At 67.5% G+C, this 16,778-nt stretch carries 18 protein-coding genes; 12 read left to right on the forward strand and 6 right to left on the reverse strand.

Annotation, left to right across the window (positions count from 1 at the left end; genetic code table 11):
* Nucleotides 1-196 precede the first annotated feature (196 nt).
* Both Pka01_RS29900 and Pka01_RS29905 read right to left on the reverse strand, forming a co-directional pair.
* Nucleotides 197-988: a GNAT family N-acetyltransferase gene (locus Pka01_RS29900; RefSeq protein ID WP_203886271.1), complete on the reverse strand. Its 792-nt coding sequence runs from the start codon at nucleotides 986-988 to the stop codon at nucleotides 197-199.
* Between the two features lie 144 nt (nucleotides 989-1,132).
* A complete protein-coding gene (locus tag Pka01_RS29905; protein WP_203886272.1) occupies nucleotides 1,133-1,972 on the reverse strand; it encodes a LysR family transcriptional regulator in 840 nt (279 codons plus the stop codon).
* 94 nt (nucleotides 1,973-2,066) lie between these two features.
* On the opposite strand from Pka01_RS29905, the gene Pka01_RS29910 reads away from it, so the two are divergent.
* A complete protein-coding gene (locus Pka01_RS29910; protein WP_203886273.1) occupies nucleotides 2,067-2,798 on the forward strand; it encodes an SDR family oxidoreductase in 732 nt (243 codons plus the stop codon).
* A 159-nt stretch (nucleotides 2,799-2,957) separates the two neighbouring features.
* Here the strand turns inward: Pka01_RS29910 and Pka01_RS29915 are convergent, their stop codons facing one another.
* Nucleotides 2,958-3,254 (reverse strand): hypothetical protein, encoded by a 297-nt coding sequence (locus tag Pka01_RS29915; RefSeq protein ID WP_203886274.1) that lies wholly within the window; start codon nucleotides 3,252-3,254, stop codon nucleotides 2,958-2,960.
* Between the two features lie 178 nt (nucleotides 3,255-3,432).
* Here Pka01_RS29915 and Pka01_RS29920 point away from each other — a divergent pair, with 178 nt between their 5' ends.
* The 3 genes from Pka01_RS29920 (at nucleotide 3,433) to Pka01_RS29930 (ending at nucleotide 6,425) form a co-directional block, all read left to right on the forward strand.
* On the forward strand, nucleotides 3,433-4,818 hold the full coding sequence (locus tag Pka01_RS29920; protein WP_203886275.1) for a GNAT family N-acetyltransferase: 1,386 nt from the start codon (nucleotides 3,433-3,435) through the stop codon (nucleotides 4,816-4,818).
* A gap of 672 nt (nucleotides 4,819-5,490) precedes the next feature.
* Entirely contained in the window at nucleotides 5,491-6,045 is a 555-nt protein-coding gene (locus tag Pka01_RS29925; protein ID WP_203886276.1) for a hypothetical protein, read from the forward strand.
* Nucleotides 6,042-6,425 (forward strand): GntR family transcriptional regulator, encoded by a 384-nt coding sequence (locus Pka01_RS29930; RefSeq protein WP_203886277.1) that lies wholly within the window; start codon nucleotides 6,042-6,044, stop codon nucleotides 6,423-6,425. Before Pka01_RS29925 ends, Pka01_RS29930 begins: the two co-directional genes overlap by 4 nt.
* 66 nt (nucleotides 6,426-6,491) lie before the next feature.
* Here Pka01_RS29930 and Pka01_RS29935 read toward each other — a convergent pair whose 3' ends face one another.
* Nucleotides 6,492-7,454 (reverse strand): zinc-binding dehydrogenase, encoded by a 963-nt coding sequence (locus Pka01_RS29935; RefSeq protein ID WP_203886278.1) that lies wholly within the window; start codon nucleotides 7,452-7,454, stop codon nucleotides 6,492-6,494.
* 102 nt (nucleotides 7,455-7,556) lie between these two features.
* Here Pka01_RS29935 and Pka01_RS29940 point away from each other — a divergent pair, with 102 nt between their 5' ends.
* From Pka01_RS29940 to Pka01_RS29950, 3 genes are all read left to right on the forward strand, one after another.
* Nucleotides 7,557-8,126 (forward strand): TetR/AcrR family transcriptional regulator, encoded by a 570-nt coding sequence (locus Pka01_RS29940; RefSeq protein WP_239115552.1) that lies wholly within the window; start codon nucleotides 7,557-7,559, stop codon nucleotides 8,124-8,126.
* A 207-nt stretch (nucleotides 8,127-8,333) separates the two neighbouring features.
* On the forward strand, nucleotides 8,334-8,885 hold the full coding sequence (locus tag Pka01_RS29945) for a thioredoxin family protein (RefSeq protein ID WP_203886279.1): 552 nt from the start codon (nucleotides 8,334-8,336) through the stop codon (nucleotides 8,883-8,885).
* 627 nt (nucleotides 8,886-9,512) lie between these two features.
* Entirely contained in the window at nucleotides 9,513-10,508 is a 996-nt protein-coding gene (locus Pka01_RS29950; protein WP_203886280.1) for a WGR domain-containing protein, read from the forward strand.
* A 47-nt stretch (nucleotides 10,509-10,555) separates the two neighbouring features.
* On the opposite strand, the gene Pka01_RS29955 is transcribed toward Pka01_RS29950, so the two are convergent.
* Nucleotides 10,556-11,470, reverse strand: a complete 915-nt coding sequence (locus Pka01_RS29955) for a tyrosine-type recombinase/integrase (RefSeq protein ID WP_203886281.1) — start codon at nucleotides 11,468-11,470, stop codon at nucleotides 10,556-10,558.
* A 127-nt stretch (nucleotides 11,471-11,597) separates the two neighbouring features.
* On the opposite strand from Pka01_RS29955, the gene Pka01_RS29960 reads away from it, so the two are divergent.
* The 5 genes from Pka01_RS29960 to Pka01_RS41650 all read left to right on the forward strand — a co-directional run bounded on the left by Pka01_RS29960 (nucleotide 11,598) and on the right by Pka01_RS41650 (nucleotide 15,443).
* On the forward strand, nucleotides 11,598-11,990 hold the full coding sequence (locus Pka01_RS29960) for a YunG family protein (protein WP_425571008.1): 393 nt from the start codon (nucleotides 11,598-11,600) through the stop codon (nucleotides 11,988-11,990).
* A 23-nt stretch (nucleotides 11,991-12,013) separates the two neighbouring features.
* Nucleotides 12,014-13,081: an aldo/keto reductase gene (locus tag Pka01_RS29965; protein WP_239115554.1), complete on the forward strand. Its 1,068-nt coding sequence runs from the start codon at nucleotides 12,014-12,016 to the stop codon at nucleotides 13,079-13,081.
* A gap of 150 nt (nucleotides 13,082-13,231) precedes the next feature.
* Nucleotides 13,232-13,861, forward strand: coding sequence for a hypothetical protein (locus Pka01_RS29970; protein ID WP_203886283.1), 630 nt, complete (start codon nucleotides 13,232-13,234; stop codon nucleotides 13,859-13,861).
* A gap of 155 nt (nucleotides 13,862-14,016) precedes the next feature.
* Entirely contained in the window at nucleotides 14,017-14,679 is a 663-nt protein-coding gene (lexA, locus tag Pka01_RS29975; protein ID WP_203886284.1) for a transcriptional repressor LexA, read from the forward strand.
* Between the two features lie 572 nt (nucleotides 14,680-15,251).
* Nucleotides 15,252-15,443, forward strand: a complete 192-nt coding sequence (locus tag Pka01_RS41650) for an ATP-dependent Clp protease proteolytic subunit (RefSeq protein ID WP_203886285.1) — start codon at nucleotides 15,252-15,254, stop codon at nucleotides 15,441-15,443.
* Here the strand turns inward: Pka01_RS41650 and Pka01_RS29985 are convergent.
* Entirely contained in the window at nucleotides 15,377-16,600 is a 1,224-nt protein-coding gene (locus tag Pka01_RS29985; RefSeq protein WP_203886286.1) for an FAD-dependent monooxygenase, read from the reverse strand. The genes Pka01_RS41650 and Pka01_RS29985 overlap by 67 nt on opposite strands.
* Nucleotides 16,601-16,778 lie beyond the last annotated feature (178 nt).

The following is a 16,778-nucleotide window of genomic DNA, read 5'->3' on the forward strand; positions in this document are numbered from 1 at the left end:
GACGCCGCCGACGGTCACGAGACGGCCCGCGGCCCCGTCAAGGCGTCTCCACCCCAGTGCGGGGCCCAGACGTTCGCTTGACACGGGAAACGGCTGGGTCGCACCTAGTTCATGGACCAAGCGAAGCAATGCCTTGCCCCCGTCGGAGAAGGGTCCTGTCGGCCTGCGATTCAGTTCCCGCCTGGTATTGGCGATGTCAGGCGAGCGACGGTGACAGGACCCGGTCGGAGGCGATGATGTCGGCGACGCTCGACATGTGGTGGTCGTAGGTGTCGATCCGCCAGTGGGCTCGCAAGAGGTCCTCGACCGCCGGATGAGGGCCGGGCAGGCAGAGCCGTACCGTCGGGGCGTCGAAGACGGTGAGGGCGCTCCGCAGGGCGGCGGCGGGGTCGTGGCTGCCGGCGGTGGTCAGGTGGATCAGGTTGTCGGGCCCGGCCACTCCCGCGGCGGCGACCGCGCCGCCGTCGTCGTACACGAGCACTCCGGTCGTTCCCGGCGTGACGGCCCAGTAGGCGTAGTCGGCCGTGCGGTCCACGCCGGTGAGCAGCGACTCGGCGGCGCCCGCGTCGACGACGTCGACTCTGCGCGCGGACGGCTCCGCGCTCCGGCCGGGCGGGCCGCTGAGATAGAGCAGCGGCCATCGCGGCCGCATGCCGTGACGCAGGTACAGAGGCATCGCCCGAGGGTCCTGTGAGGCGAAGGTGAACCTCGCTCCTGAGCCGGGAAATGCCGCCTCGAGCAGCCGGCGGCCCACGCCGCCGCCGTGCCGGGCGGGGTCGACGAACAGGTCGCACAACATCGTCGCCCCGGCGAACCGGCGGGTGGCGCAGTATCCGGCCACCTCGCCACCGGTCACCGCGACCAAGAATCCGCCGTTACCGCGGAGATGGGCGACATACCGCGGATTCGCGCCGTCGCCGTCTCCGTTGGCGGTCGCGATGCGGGCGATTTCGGCGACGTCACCGTCACCGGCCGGGCGTATCTCCATCCTCGGGACGCTATCGCGGGCCACGCCGTCATCCTCCGCCGGGCCGAACGTGCGCAACCTTGTGGCGGGCGTGAGCGGGCTGGGACGTTGGGGGCCGTCATGCGCCCGCCAGCTCAAAAGGGATTCGCGCGTGGGAAGCCGCAGTTAGAGGAGGGTGGCGGTGCGGACGAGGGCGGCGAGGGCCTGGGAGCGGCTGTGGGGAGGCCAGGCGATCACCGTGGTCACCTTCGGAGCGTCGAGGACGGGGACGGCGGCCAGGTCGCTGCGCAGGTGGGTCCGGCAGGACTCCGGAAGGACCGCCGCGGCACGGCCGAGGGCGATCAGTTGGTACAGCTGCGAGGTGTCGCGGACCTTCGGGCCGGGGCCGTCGGCGTAGACGCCGACGTGATCGGGCCAGCGTGGTAGCGGCAGGCCGGGCAGGTCGGTGACGTCGGCCATCTTCACATGAGGCCGGCTGAGGAGCTCGTGGCCGCGGGGCAGGATCGCGAGTTGGTTCTCGGTGTGCAGCTCCTCGGTGTCGAAGCCGAGCGTCGAGTCGAACGGGAGGTGCAGCAGGGCGACGTCGGCACGTCCGTCACGGAGCATGCGTTCCTGCTCGCCGACGCCGCAGAGCTGCACGTCGACGGTGACCGCGAAAGGGTCGGCGGCGTAGGCGTCGAGCAGCCTGGCCAGCAGTTCGCCGGCCGATCCGGCCTTGGTGACCAGGACCAGGCCTGGGTGGGGTTTCGCGGCGCGGCGGGTGCGGCGGTCGGCCGCCTCGACCGCGTCCAGGGCCGCCCGGCCCTCGCGGAGCAGGACGGACCCTGCCTTGGTCAGCGTGACGGCGCGGCTCGTCCGTTCCAGCAAGTCCACTCCGAGACGTCGCTCGAGCTGCTGGATCGCCCGCGACAGCGGCGGCTGGGCGATCCCCAGCCGTTCGGCGGCGCGCCCGAAGTGCAGTTCCTCGGCGACGGCCACGAAGTACCGCAATTCCCTCGACTCCATGCCGCCAGGCTATCCGGGATCGATACCTGTGAGGTATCGATCCCCATCCAAACGGTGTTGGAACCCTCGCCGGGACGCGAAGCAGGATCGGAACATGACCGGACAGAAGATCGCGCTTGTCACCGGCGCGAACAAGGGGATCGGGTTCGAGATCGCTGCAGGCCTGGGCCGTCTCGGCTGGATCGTCGGCGTGGGCGCGCGCGACGCAGCGCGCCGACAAACCGCCGTGGAGAAGCTGAGCGCGGGCGGCGCCGACGTCTTCGGCGTCCCGCTGGACGTGACGGACGACGCAAGTGTGGCCGCCGCGGCAGCAATGCTGGAGGAGCGCTTCGAACGCCTCGACGTACTCGTCAACAACGCAGCCGTCACCGGCGGCATGCCCCAAGAACCCACCAACGTCGACATCGCGACGGTACGAACAGCCGTGGAGACCAACGTGATCGGCGTCATCCGCGTCACCAACACGATGCTGCCGCTGCTCCGCCGCTCGCCGTCACCCCGCATCGTGAACATGTCCAGCAGCGTCGGCTCCCTAACCCGCCAGACCTCCTCTTCCGACCAGGGCTCCACAGGCCCCCTGTCAGCCGCCTACGCCCCCTCCAAGACCTTCCTCAACGCCGTCACCATCCAGTACGCCAAGGAACTACGCGACACCAACATCTTGATCAACGCCGCCTGCCCCGGCTTCGTCGCAACCGACCTCAACGCCTTCCGCGGCCACCGCAGCCCAGAACAAGGCGCCGCAATCGCAATCCACCTTGCCACCCTCCCCGACAACGGCCCCACCGGCGGCTACTTCGAAGACGCCGGCGCAATCCCCTGGTGACACGCCTGGCGCGACCCCGGAGAGGCCAGGGCGTGACGTCCCCCGTTGCCCTGATCTCCGAATAGCCGAGGATATGGCGGCCCGCACGCGCCGGTCGGCCGGTCGGCCGGTCGGCCGGGCTGCCGGGCTGCGGCTCTTCGGCCGGTGCCGCCCAGGCGCTCACGCCGCCAGGACGAGATTCACCAGTCGAGCGAAGATCACCATGGCCAGGACGTTGACGGCGACACGATTCAGCCGCCGAAGTGCCGGAGGGACGAGTACCCGGCCGCCGCTCAGTTCACGCAGTGCGGCGCGCACCTGGGCGAGCCCCTGCTCGTCCCACATCGATGCCTCCGTCAGCACAAGCACGTCGGGCGGGGTCGGCTCGGCGAGCATCGGGTGCCACGACCTGGCCACCAGCCCCCACCGCTGCTGCAACTGTTCCTGCCGTTCGGCAGACTCGGCGGGCGTCAACACGCGCCGGTACGCCAACGGATTCACTCGAAGGCCGCCCCACGTCACCCAGCCTTGCTGGGTCGACTGGAACAGTCGGCGTTCATCAGCCATTGCTTTGGCCGCCGTCTGGTTGGATGCCGGATGCGTGAACGGGACTGGGCCGTGTCGGCCGCCTCTGCCAGAGCCTCGACGAGGCCGGGTGCGGCACAACACTCCCACCGATCTCGGGACGGTTCAGTCCGATAGCCACTTCCCTGGCGATCTCGCTTATCAGAGAATCCTCGACGTATACATGCCGTTGAAAGATTCTCGCCGCCGAGCCACGGGATGCGCGATCCAGCGGGATCCAGGGAGAGGTACCGAACGCGATGAGCTGACGACACGAGCCGCTCGCATTGAGGACACCGCGGCGTTGGTCGCGCTGGCAAAGGCAGCGCACGCCGGCGGCTCGCCGACGGCACTGCCGCTGCTCGGCGACGCTGTCGCCCGCGGGCTGGTGCGGGTGGCGGAGGTCGACGGGGAGGTCGCAGGCTATGTGGCCGTCGAGAAACCCCTGCCGAGCCACGTGCGGATCGCGTCCGTCGCCGTCCGCCACGAGCGGCGCCGACGGGGGATCGGCACGATGCTCATCGGGGAGGTGTTGCGGGAAGCAGGGAAAATCGAGGCTGCAGGTGGAAGCGTCGCCACAGTCATCGACTTGACGGACCTTGAGGTTGCGGGCCTGCTGCTCTCCTGCGGCTTCATAGCGACGAGGGTGATCAGGTCCAGCACCCCAGAGCAGGCTATGCAGCTCTACTACCAGCACAAGATCAAGGTGGAGTACGTCGACCCAGATGCACGACATCTGGTGCCGCTCTCTCGTCCTGACCAGTTGATCGAATCGCTGTCTCCGAGCGACTACGCCGTGACGGCGCTCGCCACGCTCTCCAGCGAACCCGCCTTCGAGATATCCCGGTTCGAGCAGGACGATCCGGCGTCCCTGCAGTCGGGGGAGGCCGCAGCAGGTATCGCGTTCTCGGGATCCATACTTGCCGCGATCACCTTCCTCCTCGGGTTCTCCTTCGCATCGTCGCGCTATCCCGACGACGTGCGCTTGCTGCTGATCGGAGCGACCTTCGCCACCACGATGTCGCTGATCATCTATGCGAGCGCGTCGGGAGAGCTCGCCCGCATCCGCTCCAACTCCTTCGGGAAGGTCATGAAGTGGGGGAACGTCCTGTCCGAGTACGGGGGCGTGCTTCCCTTCCTCATATCCTTACCCATCACTTATGCGCAGGGCGCCGGGGTGCGCTGGTCCGCGGTCGTCGTTGGCGTAATGAGCAGCACGGCCCTCGTCCTCTATGAGCGCTCTCAGTTCTCGATCGCACATCGATTCCGGTGGACCCGCGCCACTGTGGCCCTCACAGCCCTCACGAGCATGGCCCCGACCGTCTGCGTGGTCATGCTTGCGGCCGGAATCACCAGTCGGCCGTTGACGGTTGCCCTGGCGGTGGCCCTCACCGTCCGAACCCTGGTTTACCTATACCGCCGTGGGCCAGAGGCCGGGGTCTCCGAGTACCGACGCACCTGGCAGATCAGGCGTTGAGGGCGATTACATCGCAGCAGGATGTTGACGGGGTGACTAGCCGAGGCGTAGATCATCGCGCTGTGTCCTGACCGAATGCCTTCGGTCACGTCCACGCCGGCGATGAGACGGGCGCGACTCGCGGCAGAAGAGGACGGCAACACCGGCGCGACGGCGACGGAGTCGACAGGACATCTACGAACTCGCGGGCGCCGCCGATCTTGGAGCGATGGGGTTCCCTGTCGGACGCCCGCCGCTCCGTTTGAACTCGTTGGCCCTGTCGCCTGTATCAACTGTTTGACACAAGGGTGATTCCGCTTCACGATGCGTTGTATCAAACAGATGGTACAAGGGGGCGGGTTGGTGGGCGGGCCATTGGTTGTCGCACTCCTGGCGGGAACGGGGCTCATCGGCGTGATGATCGCGTTACTGGCTCGAATGAAGCCGCGGTCCATTTCAGACGTCGGTGTCCCTGACGGGGTGACCCGTACGACCGCGGTGTGGCGGTGGGGCGGCGTTGGAGCCGGGGTACTCGTTTCCGGTGTCGCCGGAGGGTCGGGAGCTCTCGGCCGGGGCTTGATGCTCGCCGCTCCACTTTTCGGTTTGTGCGTTTTAGCGGGCGTCCTCGTCGGCGAATTCAGCGTTCGTCCACCGCGTGGCCAGACACGTCAGGCCGTCGTGGAGGTCCGACAGGTGCGTGACTACCTGCCGCGGCAGCTCAGCCGCGCCGTGATCACCGCGGCGTGCGCACTAGTCGCGCTCCTCCTGGCGACGACCGCTGCAGGGTCTCCTGACGATCTCGGCCGTGCCGGCCGGGGTTTGTTCCGCAGGTGCAGCCCGACGAGCACAGAGGGCCACGGTCCGTGGGCGGGGTCGTTCTACAGCTTCCCGCTGGGGATCGTGGTGCTGGTCGGCGTCGTCACGGCCGTTCTCGCGCTGCGGCAGATCGTCCGTCGTCCACGCCCTGAGAACCCCTCTGGTCTCATCGTCAGCGACGATGTCCTTCGGCGGCGGGCGGCGAACGCGGTCACGGGTGCGTGTGGAGTCCTGGTCACGATTCCGTTGATCGGGGTCTCCTTGGTGACAGCCGCCGGACTGCTTTCGATCACTTGTCGTCCGGTGTCGTGGACCGTGACCGGCTGGATACTGATCGCCTTGATAGCGCCATGGCTGGTTCTGTTGGGTTGGAGCGCTGCGGCGATCTTTTCCCCGCGGTACCGCACACGTGCGGTTCAAGGGGTCTCATGAACCCTCGCCCGACGCTTGTCGTCACCGCCGACGATCCCACACCACCGTACGAGCAACTCCGACGGCAACTCGTTGACCTGATCCGCTCCCGCGTCATCGGCCCGGGGGATCGCCTGCCACCGTTGCGGCAGTTGGCAGGTGATCTCGGGCTTGCCGTGGGTACTGTGGCCCGCACCTATCGCGAGTTGGAGTCGGCAGGGCTGGTCCACTCCAAGCGCGGCGGCGGGACGCGAGTGGTCGACGACCCTCCGCACCTGTCCACCAGTGAACGTCAACGGCTGCTTCACCAGCAGGCCGCCATATACGTGCGCCACGCCCTTCTACTGGGGGTAGACCGGCAAGCGGCGATCGAAGCCATCCAGCAGGCGCTCGCCGAGTAGCCGCGAATCGTGCCCCCGGGACATCGTGCTGCGCGAGCCGAATCGTCATCTGTCGCGATCAGGTGACTACGGGGTCAGGACGATCCTCCCGAAGACCTCGCCGGCGTCCATCTTCTGGTGTGCCAGCACGGCGTGCTCCAGCGGCAGCACCTCGTGCACCACCGTCTGGAGCTCGCCGCGATCCGCGGCAGCGAACTGCTCCATTCTCACGGCACGTCGAGCGGACTCCGCTACCGTCGCGGCGCTGAAGGTGGCGAAGGACATCGACTTCTGGAATGCGGCCATCAACCTCGTGCCGAAGTCTGCCGGCGGCTGGCCCCCGACTGCGCCGACAACCACGAGTCGACCGTTGGGGTTGAGCCTGTCGAAGAACGAAGGCATGTCTTCACCTGCTACGACGTCGATGATGACGTCGTAGCCCGGGGGATCGTCCGGCCCTCCTGCTCCCGAGCGGTCCAGCACGTGGGTCGCACCGAGGTCGCGCAGTCGACGGCCACGCTCAGGGGAGGAGGTGGTGACCGCCACGGCGCCGGCACCACCGCGAGCCGCGAGCTGGACCGTCATGATCCCGATGCTGCCGGCCGCGCCGCGTACCAGCACGGTCTCGCCCGGAGAGAAGTGCGCGTGGGCGAGACCGAAGTGGGCCACGACCCCGGAGCTCCCGAGCGTCACGGCGTCGACAGCGGAAAGGCTCGCCGGGAGGGTCAGGACCTCTCCGATCGGCGCGATCGCCTGATCGACGTAGCCGCCGCCCGTACCGGTGAACGCCCACACGCGCTGCCCGACCCATGCGGGGTCGACGCCATCGCCCACCGCGGTCACCGTCCCCGCCACCTCGCCGCCTGGGACATGGCCCTTCCGGAAGCCGTAGGCGGCGAGAGCACCGCTTCGGATCATGACGTCGACGCCTCCGACGCCGATCGCCTCATTGAGGATCAACACTTGTCCCTGAGCGGGAGCCGGTGCAGGGATGTCGGTGACTGCCAGCCCCTCGGGACCCCCGAACTCCTCGATCGCAACTGCCTTCACTGTTGTCCCTTTTCGTGAGCTCAATCAAAGCCGCCGTTAAGCGACCCCTGGTTGCTTGGGGACGCTAACGGACGCCGACGTCCGTTTAGCTAAAGTGAGAGAGTGGTCGACGATTTGCCTCAGACGCTGCGTTCGGACGCGCTGGACAACCGCGAGCGCATCCTCGACGCGGCTCGGGCACTGTTCGCCGCCGAAGGCATGGACGTGCCGATGCGCGAGATAGCCCGGCGCGCCGGGGTCGGCCCCGCCACCCTGTACCGCCGCTTCCCCACCAAGCAGGCGCTGGCCACCGAGGCTTTCACAGAGCAGATGTATGCGTGCCAGGCCATCGTCGAGGAGGGGCTCGCCGATCCGGATCCGTGGCACGGCCTTTGCCTCGTGATCGAGAAGCTTTGTGAGCTGCACGCACGAAGCCGGGGCTTCACCACGGCGTTCACCTCGGCCTTCCCCCACGCCATGGATCTCGCCGCGATGCGCGAACAGGCGCTCACCTCGCTCGCCGAGCTCGCGCGCCGTGCCAAGGACAGCGGCCGCCTGCGGCCCGACTTCGTCCTGGACGACCTCATCCTCATGCTGATGGCCAACGGCGGCCTGCACGCCACATCGACAAGCGCCCGGGTTGCCGCCTCCCGACGTTTCGCCGCGCTCGCGATTCGGGCGTTCCAAGCTTGACCGGCCTCACCCGCGAAGCCCCGTAGTCCGATCGGGTTCCGCCCGGTCACGGGCACACTGTGCGGTGCACGCGCTTGCCGCCAGGCCCCCCGCCCCGACGCTCCACCTGCGGCAATTGAGCGCGTTAGCGCCTGGACATACCGGGTTTCTATCAAACAGCGGTATGAGCAGCAAAGATCGTGATTCGCGCCACCGTGCGTTACTCTCGTGCGCCTGATCAACTCTGGTGAGGACCGGTTAATGCTGCGACGAATCGGCCCCGCGGCGGCCGCCATCGGTATCGCACTGCTCCTAGTGGGATGCGCCAACAAGGACGCGTCATCGGCGGCTCCTACGCCGCCGACTGCCGTCGCGGACACGATCCCGGACCACTACGACCCGGCGCGGGATCCGGCCGCGGACCTGAAAACGGCCCTCGCTCTGGCCGCATCCGACGGCAAAGAGGTCCTGATCGATTTCGGCGCCGACTGGTGCCCCGACTGCAAGGTGCTCGACAAGCTGTTCCAGTCGAAAGAAACGAAGCCGCTGCTTCAGCGCAACTACCACGTAGTAGCAGTGGATGTCGGCGAGTTCGACCACAACCTCGACTTCGCCGCGAAGTACGTGAAGTTGAACACGAGCGGCATCCCGGCGCTGGTGGTACTGGCACCCGACGGTAACGTCCTCGAGCACACGAATGACGGCTCGTTCGCCAACGCACGCACCATGAACAGCGATCAGGTCAACGCGTTCCTGACCCGCTGGGCACCCAAGAGTTGACGGCGCACCGCACTCTGCTGGCCGTGGTGGCCGTCGCGTCACTCGTCCAAGGATGCGCCGGAGCCGGGGCAAGCAGCCCGTCTGCCGACCTGTCGGGTCGTCTGGATGACAGCGGGGTCACCGTCGTGGCGGCGCTGACTACCGGACAGGATGGAACCCGGCAGGTGCGAGCCACATTCACCCCGCAGAAGACCGGCTACCACCTGTACAGCATGGATCTACCACCGGGAGGCGTGGACGGCCTCGGTGTGCCCACTACGGTGACTGTGGGCGGTAGCCTGCGCGCGGCCGGCAGCCCGACCGCAAACGCGCCCGTGAGGAACTTGCGGATCGAGGAGTTGGACGTGGAACTGCCTGTCTACCCGGACGGCCCCATAACCATTGCGGTGCCCGTGCGCAGAACCGGCAATGGACGTGCTGAGGTGGTCGTCACCTACGGGGCATGCAGCCCATCCAACTGTCTGGCTCCCGTACGCGACCGCGTCATCGCCCTCGCCCCAGTCAGGGCCTGATCAACTCTGCGAACATCCGCTCATCGGCAAATCCGGTCGGCCGGCCAGACCGCGCGACTCGCGGCATGAGCGTGCGTCGTTGGTAGGGTCCCTGCGGCAGGAAGGCGGGCCTCGGGTGGAAAATTGGCGGCGGTTCGAGCGGGTCCAGGACGGTGCCTGTGAGTTCTGGCAGATTCGTCAGGAAGGCATCCGCTGCCACATCAGCTGGGGCCGTGACGGTAGCCGTCGTGGCGGGTCGACGACCGTGGCACTGCTGGATGAGCGTCACGCGAAGTCCCACGTCGAGAAGAAGATCAGGGGGCAGCTTCGCAAGGGTTTCCTTGAGGTGGCCGGACTACCTGCACCGATCGGCGACCCGGACGCGCTCGTGGTGGAGACCATTGCCGACGCGCAAGGGAAGCGGGCTTACGGGCTTCCCCGACCTCAGTATCTGCCTGTGGAGGGGTTCCGTGACGTGGTTTGCCACGCGCGAATCCATCCGGAGTCTCCGGGTACGGGGTTCTACCACTACCTGGTCTTGCGTGACGAAGGCCGCAGTGCTCTCGCGTTCAACGTCCGCGGATCGTCACATCGGCCGGAGGCCGTCACGGGGTTCCTGGAGACGGTCGTTACCGTTCGTGACCTGCCCTTCGACGGGCGACCGCACCACAAGATCGCCCTTGCCCGTCCAGTAGGGCCGTTCAGCCACGCGCTGCTGTGCTCGCCCGCGCTGGGTCAAGCCGCCGTCGCGTACCCGACGATTGCGGCCAGGGTGGCCACCGCTTTCCCGATCTATGACTGCGAGATCGGCGACGCTGATGCGGAGGTCTTCGTTGACGCCCGGATCCACGGGCATGGGGCGTTGCCGTACAGCGACTGGGCCCGTCGACCGCATCCGGTCGTCGACCTGCGCTTCGATATCCAAGGCCCCGACCCCGAGCGCGATCACACCTTCAAGGTGTACCAACGCGTCCGCCTGGACACCCTGATGCCCAAGCTCGCGGCAGCTTCACCCGACAGCTGGCTGGAAGTCCGGTCCTTTCGCGGTGAGATCCGCCGGCTGACCCCAACCAATCTCGCTGCCCCCAGTGACCTGGACAGATTCCTGCTCGACTCCCAACCGGCGATATAGCTGCCCCGGCGGGACCAGCAACATCCTCATCTCGGCATGGTCGTGAGTTACGTCCCGGATGCCATGAATGCGGCGAGGATGTAGTTGGGGTGTCGGTCAAGATTCTTGCGGGCTCGGTCGTAGCGCATGGTGGTGCGTGGGTCGGCGTGGCGGGCGGCGATCTGCACGTCGCGCAGAGGGACACCGGCGTCGAGCATGGTGGTGACGTAGGTGTGGCGCAGCATGTGCGGGTGCATCCGCGGCATGCGCACACCGGCGGCATCCGCGAGACGTTTGAGCCGGCGCGTAGCAGCGTGGCGATCCATCCGAGTACCACAGCTGTTGAGCAAGATCGGCCCTGCGGTGCGGTCTCCGATCGCGCGGTCGATCGCACGGCCGACCGCTGGTGGCAGCGGTGTCAGCACGGCCTTGTCGCCCTTGCCCACGACGCGAAGAACGCGGTGACCGTGTTCCTCACCGATGTCGGCGATGTCGGCGCCCGAAGCCTCGAAGATCCGCAGCCCGAGTAGGCCGAGCATGGCGACTAGGGCGAAGTCGTGGGGGTTGGTGGACGAGCGGGCTGCGGTGAGGATGGCCTCGAACTGCAGGTGTGACAGGCCGAGGGTCGGTGATTCGGGTGGCACGGTCGGGCGGCGAACATACTCGGCGGGTGAGTGCTCGAGGACAGCGTCGATGACGCAGGTGCGGTAGAAGCAGATCACCACGGACAGGCGGCGGGACACGGTGGATGGCTTGAACCGGCGGACCTCCTGCAGCCAGCGGACGAACATTTCGATCTCGACGCGGCGTGCCGCCAGCGGTGTGATGTCACGTTCGGTGCACCAGCGTAGGTAGATCAGCAGGTCGGACTCAGTGTGGATACGTGACAGGCCGCGGTAGCGACCCAGATGCGCTGCCAAGGCCACGCGCAACATCGGATCTTCCAGAAGTGATGCAAGACGTTGATCGGCAAGAATGTCCATACCTCAACAGTCGGACGGGCGGCCCGGGAGACGCCGGCTGGCGACCTGGCCTACGGATGTCCGCCTTTGCCGATGAGCGGACGATGCCTCGGCGAGATGTGTCAGTGTCAGATGGCATGGTTCAGGTATGCCGATCACCGCCGATGAGCTTCGTCCATACTTCCGATCAGCGTGGGGCGCCGACACCTGCTACCCCGACAGCCGGGAGGAGTGGACTCCCCGGAACCCAGCCCGCGATCAGTGCGGCATGACGGCGCTGGTCGTGCAGGACATCCTGGACGGTGACCTGATCATCGGCGAGGTCCACGTGGGCGGCGTGCAGATCGGCCACCACTACTGGAACCGGCTACCGGATGGTTCCGAAGTGGACCTCACCGCGGACCAGTTCCGGCCGGATGAGGAGGTGGTGGGCGGCAGAGTGGTCGCTCGACCGCCGGACGCTCCGCGCCGTCACCGCGAGCAGTACGAACTCTTGCGCGAGCGAGTACTCGAAGCGCTGGCCGCCGATGCGCGGTCCTGAACCATCGCACGACTCTGCCGCTGGTGGCGCGCACCAACGTGCCGAAATCCGATCGCGGCTCCGAGGGATCGGCTGCTGTCGGTGCCATCTGCTTTGCTTCCTTCTTCGTGAACGTATCAAGGAGGACACTCGTGGCTCGACTCCCCTCACCCCACCCCGTCGATCCCACACCGCGGCGCTGGTGGGGTGACCACCTCGCAGTGCCGGTCGGGCTGGGGGGCAACACGTTCGGCCGCACCACCGACGCCGCTGCATCCCATCGGGTCCTCGATGCGTTCGCCGAAGCCGGAGGTGCGCTGGTCGACACCGCCGACACCTACTCCGACGGAGCATCGGAGGCCATCGTTGGAGCCTGGATGCGTGACCGGAAGAACCGCGACCAGGTGGTGGTGTCGACGAAGGGCGGCAACCACCCGCGTTTCGAGGGACTGTCCGCGATCACCGTGGCCGCTGCTGTCGACGAGTCGCTGCGTCGACTGGGCACCGACTACATCGACCTGTACTTCGCGCACTACCAGGACGACCTGACGCCGATCGAGGAGAGCGCGGCAGCGTTCGACGCTCTGGTCCAGGCAGGCAAGATCCGGGCCATCGGACTCTCGAACTTCACCGCCGCCGCCGTCCGTGAGTGGATCGACACCGCTGGCAGCGGCGGCTTCGCCGCACCGGTCGCGCTCCAACCGCACTACAGCCTGATTCATCGGCAGCCGTTCGAGGGGGAGTTCGCCCCGCTTGCGAGCGAGGCCGGTCTTGCGGTGCTTCCTTACCGGGCCCTCGGTGGCGGATTCCTGTCGGGCAAGTACCGCACCGATGCTGACACCGAGGACCGAGCCAGGGGAGCCGGCGTGCGACCTCTGCTCACGCCCGAGGGCCTCCGCCTGCTCGACACCATCGACGCGATCGCCCACGACCATCACGCTCGGGCCGCCACGATCGCTCTGGCCTGGCTGATGCACCAACCGGCCGTCACGGCACCGTTGGCCTCCGCCACCTCCCGTGCGCAGCTCGAAGAGCTCCTGGCAGCGCCAGCCGTCACGCTGGACGAAGCGGAGATCACCCGCCTCAACACCGCAGCCGATGACCTCGCATAGACCGGAGCGTCCTGGCCAGCTCGCGCCCGGCTGTGAGCTGGATTCACCGGTGAGAACGCACGGACATGCCGCGATCAGGGCGTCCGTCGCAGCCGTGAACGACCGGATCTGCCGAGATCAGTACGTCGATCGCTGTGGGAGGCTTCGTAGGTGACGAGCTTTCAGGACGCCCTGGATGCGGCCGTAGCCGACCCCGGTTCTCCGGCGTGGGATCTAATCTGGCAGGAGTCGTGTGACCAGGGCACCTGCGATCCTGCGAGCGCCGTTCTGCTGCCCTGGTTGGCCCGCACCTGCGCCAACTTCAGTCCTCAAGACCGCGAGCGCGCCGTCGTACTCGCCGGGTTCATCGCCGTAGACGCCGACGAGAAGAGCCGCGGCTTGTACGCCGACAACATCGCCACCTTGCGTGCGCTGACCCTTGAATGCCTGGCGTCGGGCGGGTCCAGCGACACGATGTTCGTGTACCTGCAGCAGGCCGTACTCGGTTTCGACGGTGACGAGGTCTGGGGCAAGGAGCTGGACCGCATCAACGACGGGGAGGTCGATGTGCAGTGCCCGGCGTGCGCTGAGGACCTGCTTATCGACCTGCAACCAGTAGGTTCCTCGATCGAGGCGGGGCTTTCCTCGCAGCTGGCCACGCGTCTGCACGCCGAGGCGTCGCGGGTGGGTCACGAGTCGGTGGTGACCGCACTCACCTACTTGTTTGGTCGAATGAACTGTCCCGCATGTGGTGCCACGTTCAACGTTGCGGACGAGGTGACCGGCAGTTATCCCCGATGACCGCAGGCATCCTCATTTGCCGCTGGTCGGGCGTCGGTAGGACAGCGAGTGTGGCAGGTCCGACGCTGCCGAGATCAGTAGTCGATCGCCGAGGTTGAGGGCGTTGTTCGGTGGGTCGTTCCGGCTCGCGGGTGCGGGCCCTTATCATTCGGCCGGTGACCGCCTACGACGAACTTGACCTGTTCGAGCAGTTGGATACCTCGAGTTTGCCGGCGCGGCAGCAGCGCATCCTGGTCGCGATCCGGGATTGGGTCGTCCGGTATGGGTACTCGCCGAGCGTTCGGCAGATCGGTGACGCAGTGGGGCTGCGGTCGTCGTCATCGGTGTCCAAGCACCTGGCGAGCCTGGAGGAGAAGGGCTTCCTGCGGCGTGGTGCGACCGTGTCCCGGCCGATCGACGTGCGGGCATTCCTGCCGGGGTCCAGGCCGGCGGAGTCGGGTGGCGACTCAGTGGACGTGCCGGTGGTTGGCGAGATCGCCGCAGGGATCCCGATCCTGGCGGAGGAACACATCGACGACCTGCTGCGTTTGCCCCGCGGGCTCACCGGCCGCGGCACGGTGTTCGCGCTGCGGGTGCGCGGGGACTCGATGATCGAGGCCGCGATCTGTGACGGTGACATCGTCGTGGTGCGTCAGCAGCAGGAGGCCCACTCGGGGCAGATCGTGGCCGCGATGATCGATGGGGAGGCTACGGTCAAGGTGTACCGACGCCGCGGCGGCCACGTCCTGCTCGAGCCGCGCAACCCGGCCTATGAGGTCATCGACGGCGACCAGGCCGCCGTGCTGGGCGTCGTCGTCTCGGTGCTGCGCAGCGTCTGACACTCGTTTGGCCGACGAATCTCGCTCGGACAGACGACAGATCCTGCACCAGGCCGCCAAACAGGGCGGGGAGTGAGTTGCCCCGTCTCTGATGAGGGGCCAATCATCTGCGGGCAGTGCTCCAATGCTGTCAACGCACACTCATGCCAATGACAGCGTGGTCACCGAACTCAGACCGAGCGCACGGCCAGCGGCATGAGCGGATACTGTCAGAGGCCAAACAGCGGCCGACAAGCCGCCGTCCCGTCCACCCTCACCGCGGGCCGCTTCTCCTGAAGCCACCTCTCCCGGGTAAGCCGTAGGCGGTCGGATACGACAGCCTCGTCGCCGCGAGCATCAACTGAGATGCCGTCGTACTCATAGCCGAGCTTGCGGGACACGCCCTGAGAGGCATGGTTGTCCTGGAACACCTCGGTGAGTGCGGCACGTGCGTCGAGTTGTCGAAGGCTAGCGTCAGCAGGCCTATCCGAGCCTCGGTTCCGTAGCGCTTGCCCTGGTGTTCGATTCGGGCCGTCCAACGGCCTCGGACGGCGGTGTCACAGCGGGAGGTATTTGCGGATCTTGCCGCGTACGTGGAGGCGTTCGAGGCGCTCGGCGGTGCATTGCCGAACTCGCCGCCGAGCACCGGCCGAGCCGGTGGAGCAGATCGCCACCGACTCGGTCGGGACCGCTGGTTCACCGCGGCCGAGGCGGTGGCCTACGGCTTGGCCGATGAGATCATCGGTAGTCCGGCCGACGCCCCGGAGTCCGGCACCCCTGCGTAGTCGGGCAGCTCGACGCCGTTGATCGCACGCTCGACCAGTTCGGTGAACCATTCGCTGGCGAAATCGAGGCTCGGCTCGGCGTCCGGCCCCGGGACCTCGAGGCTGTGTACGTGCAACCGGCCGATCTCCTGGTTGGCCTCCACGAACGAGCGCATCCGAGCCTCGTAGCCGGCGAACCCGGCCTCCGGGTCCCACCCGGCGGCGGCCAGCTCTCCGGCCAGCAGGTAGGCGCCGACCAGGGCCAGCCCGGTGCCCGCCCCGGACATCGGTGACGCGCTGAACGCCGCGTCCCCGAGCAGCCCCACCCGTCCGCTCGACCAGCGGTCCATCACCACCTGAGCGACCTGGTCCAGATAGAAGTCCGGGGTGTCGTCCACGTGCGCGAGGATGCGCTGGGTCAACCAGCCGAAACCGTCCATCCGCTCGCACAGCAGGCGCTTCTGCGCCGCGACGTCGCGGTAATCGACGTCGAAGTCGGCCGCGGGGAAGGAGAACATGGCCATCGCCCGGGTGGCGTCCGGGATGGGCCGCAGGCCGGCGGACCGTCCGGCCTCCTGATAGTCGATCATCCAGCGGTCCACTCCGAACTCGTTGGGCACGCTGTAGAAGGCCAGCACGAGCCCGAGATGGCGGATGAAGTGCTCGCGCGGCTCGAAGACCATCGCTCGCAACTGCGAGTGCAGCCCGTCGGCCCCGATCACCAGGTCAAAGCGCCGCCGGTCGCCGCCAGTGAAGACCACGTCAACCCCGTCCGCGTCCTGGCTGAGCTCGGCGATCCGGTCACCGAAGACGTACTCGACACCGTCCCGGGTGTCGTCGTAGAGCAGTCGGGACAGGTCCCCGCGCAGGATCTCGATATCCGCGATGAACCCGTCGCCGCCGTGGTCGTCCGCGCGGTGGGTCTCCAGCACGTTCCCGTCCGCGTCCACGATGTTCGCGCCAGCGGTATCGGTGCGGGCCGCGCGCACCGCCGCGTCCAGCCCCATCCGCCGGATGACCTCTTTGGCCACCCCGCGTGCGTCCACCGCCTGCCCACCGGGGCGCAGCTCGGGGGCGCGCTCCACCACGGTCACCTCGGCCCCCCGCCGGCGCAGCCAGTGGGCCAGCGCTGGCCCCGCGATGCTCGCCCCAGCCACCAACACCCTGATGCCGCTCATATCGCCTCCTGCTCGTCCGATTCGTGTCGATGATGTGAGTTGGCCCAGTCCTCGGTCCGCCTCCATCTCGATAATCAGACTCGGGCGCGGCCAGGAAATCATCGCTGCGCAGTCATCGGATTCAGCGCTGGTGGATCATCGCAGTCCACGGTAGGCGGTCAACGCGATCAGGGCCAGG

The sequence above is a fragment of the Planotetraspora kaengkrachanensis genome, from assembly GCF_016862895.1.
In the GTDB taxonomy this organism is placed as follows: Bacteria; Actinomycetota; Actinomycetes; order Streptosporangiales; family Streptosporangiaceae; genus Planotetraspora; species Planotetraspora kaengkrachanensis.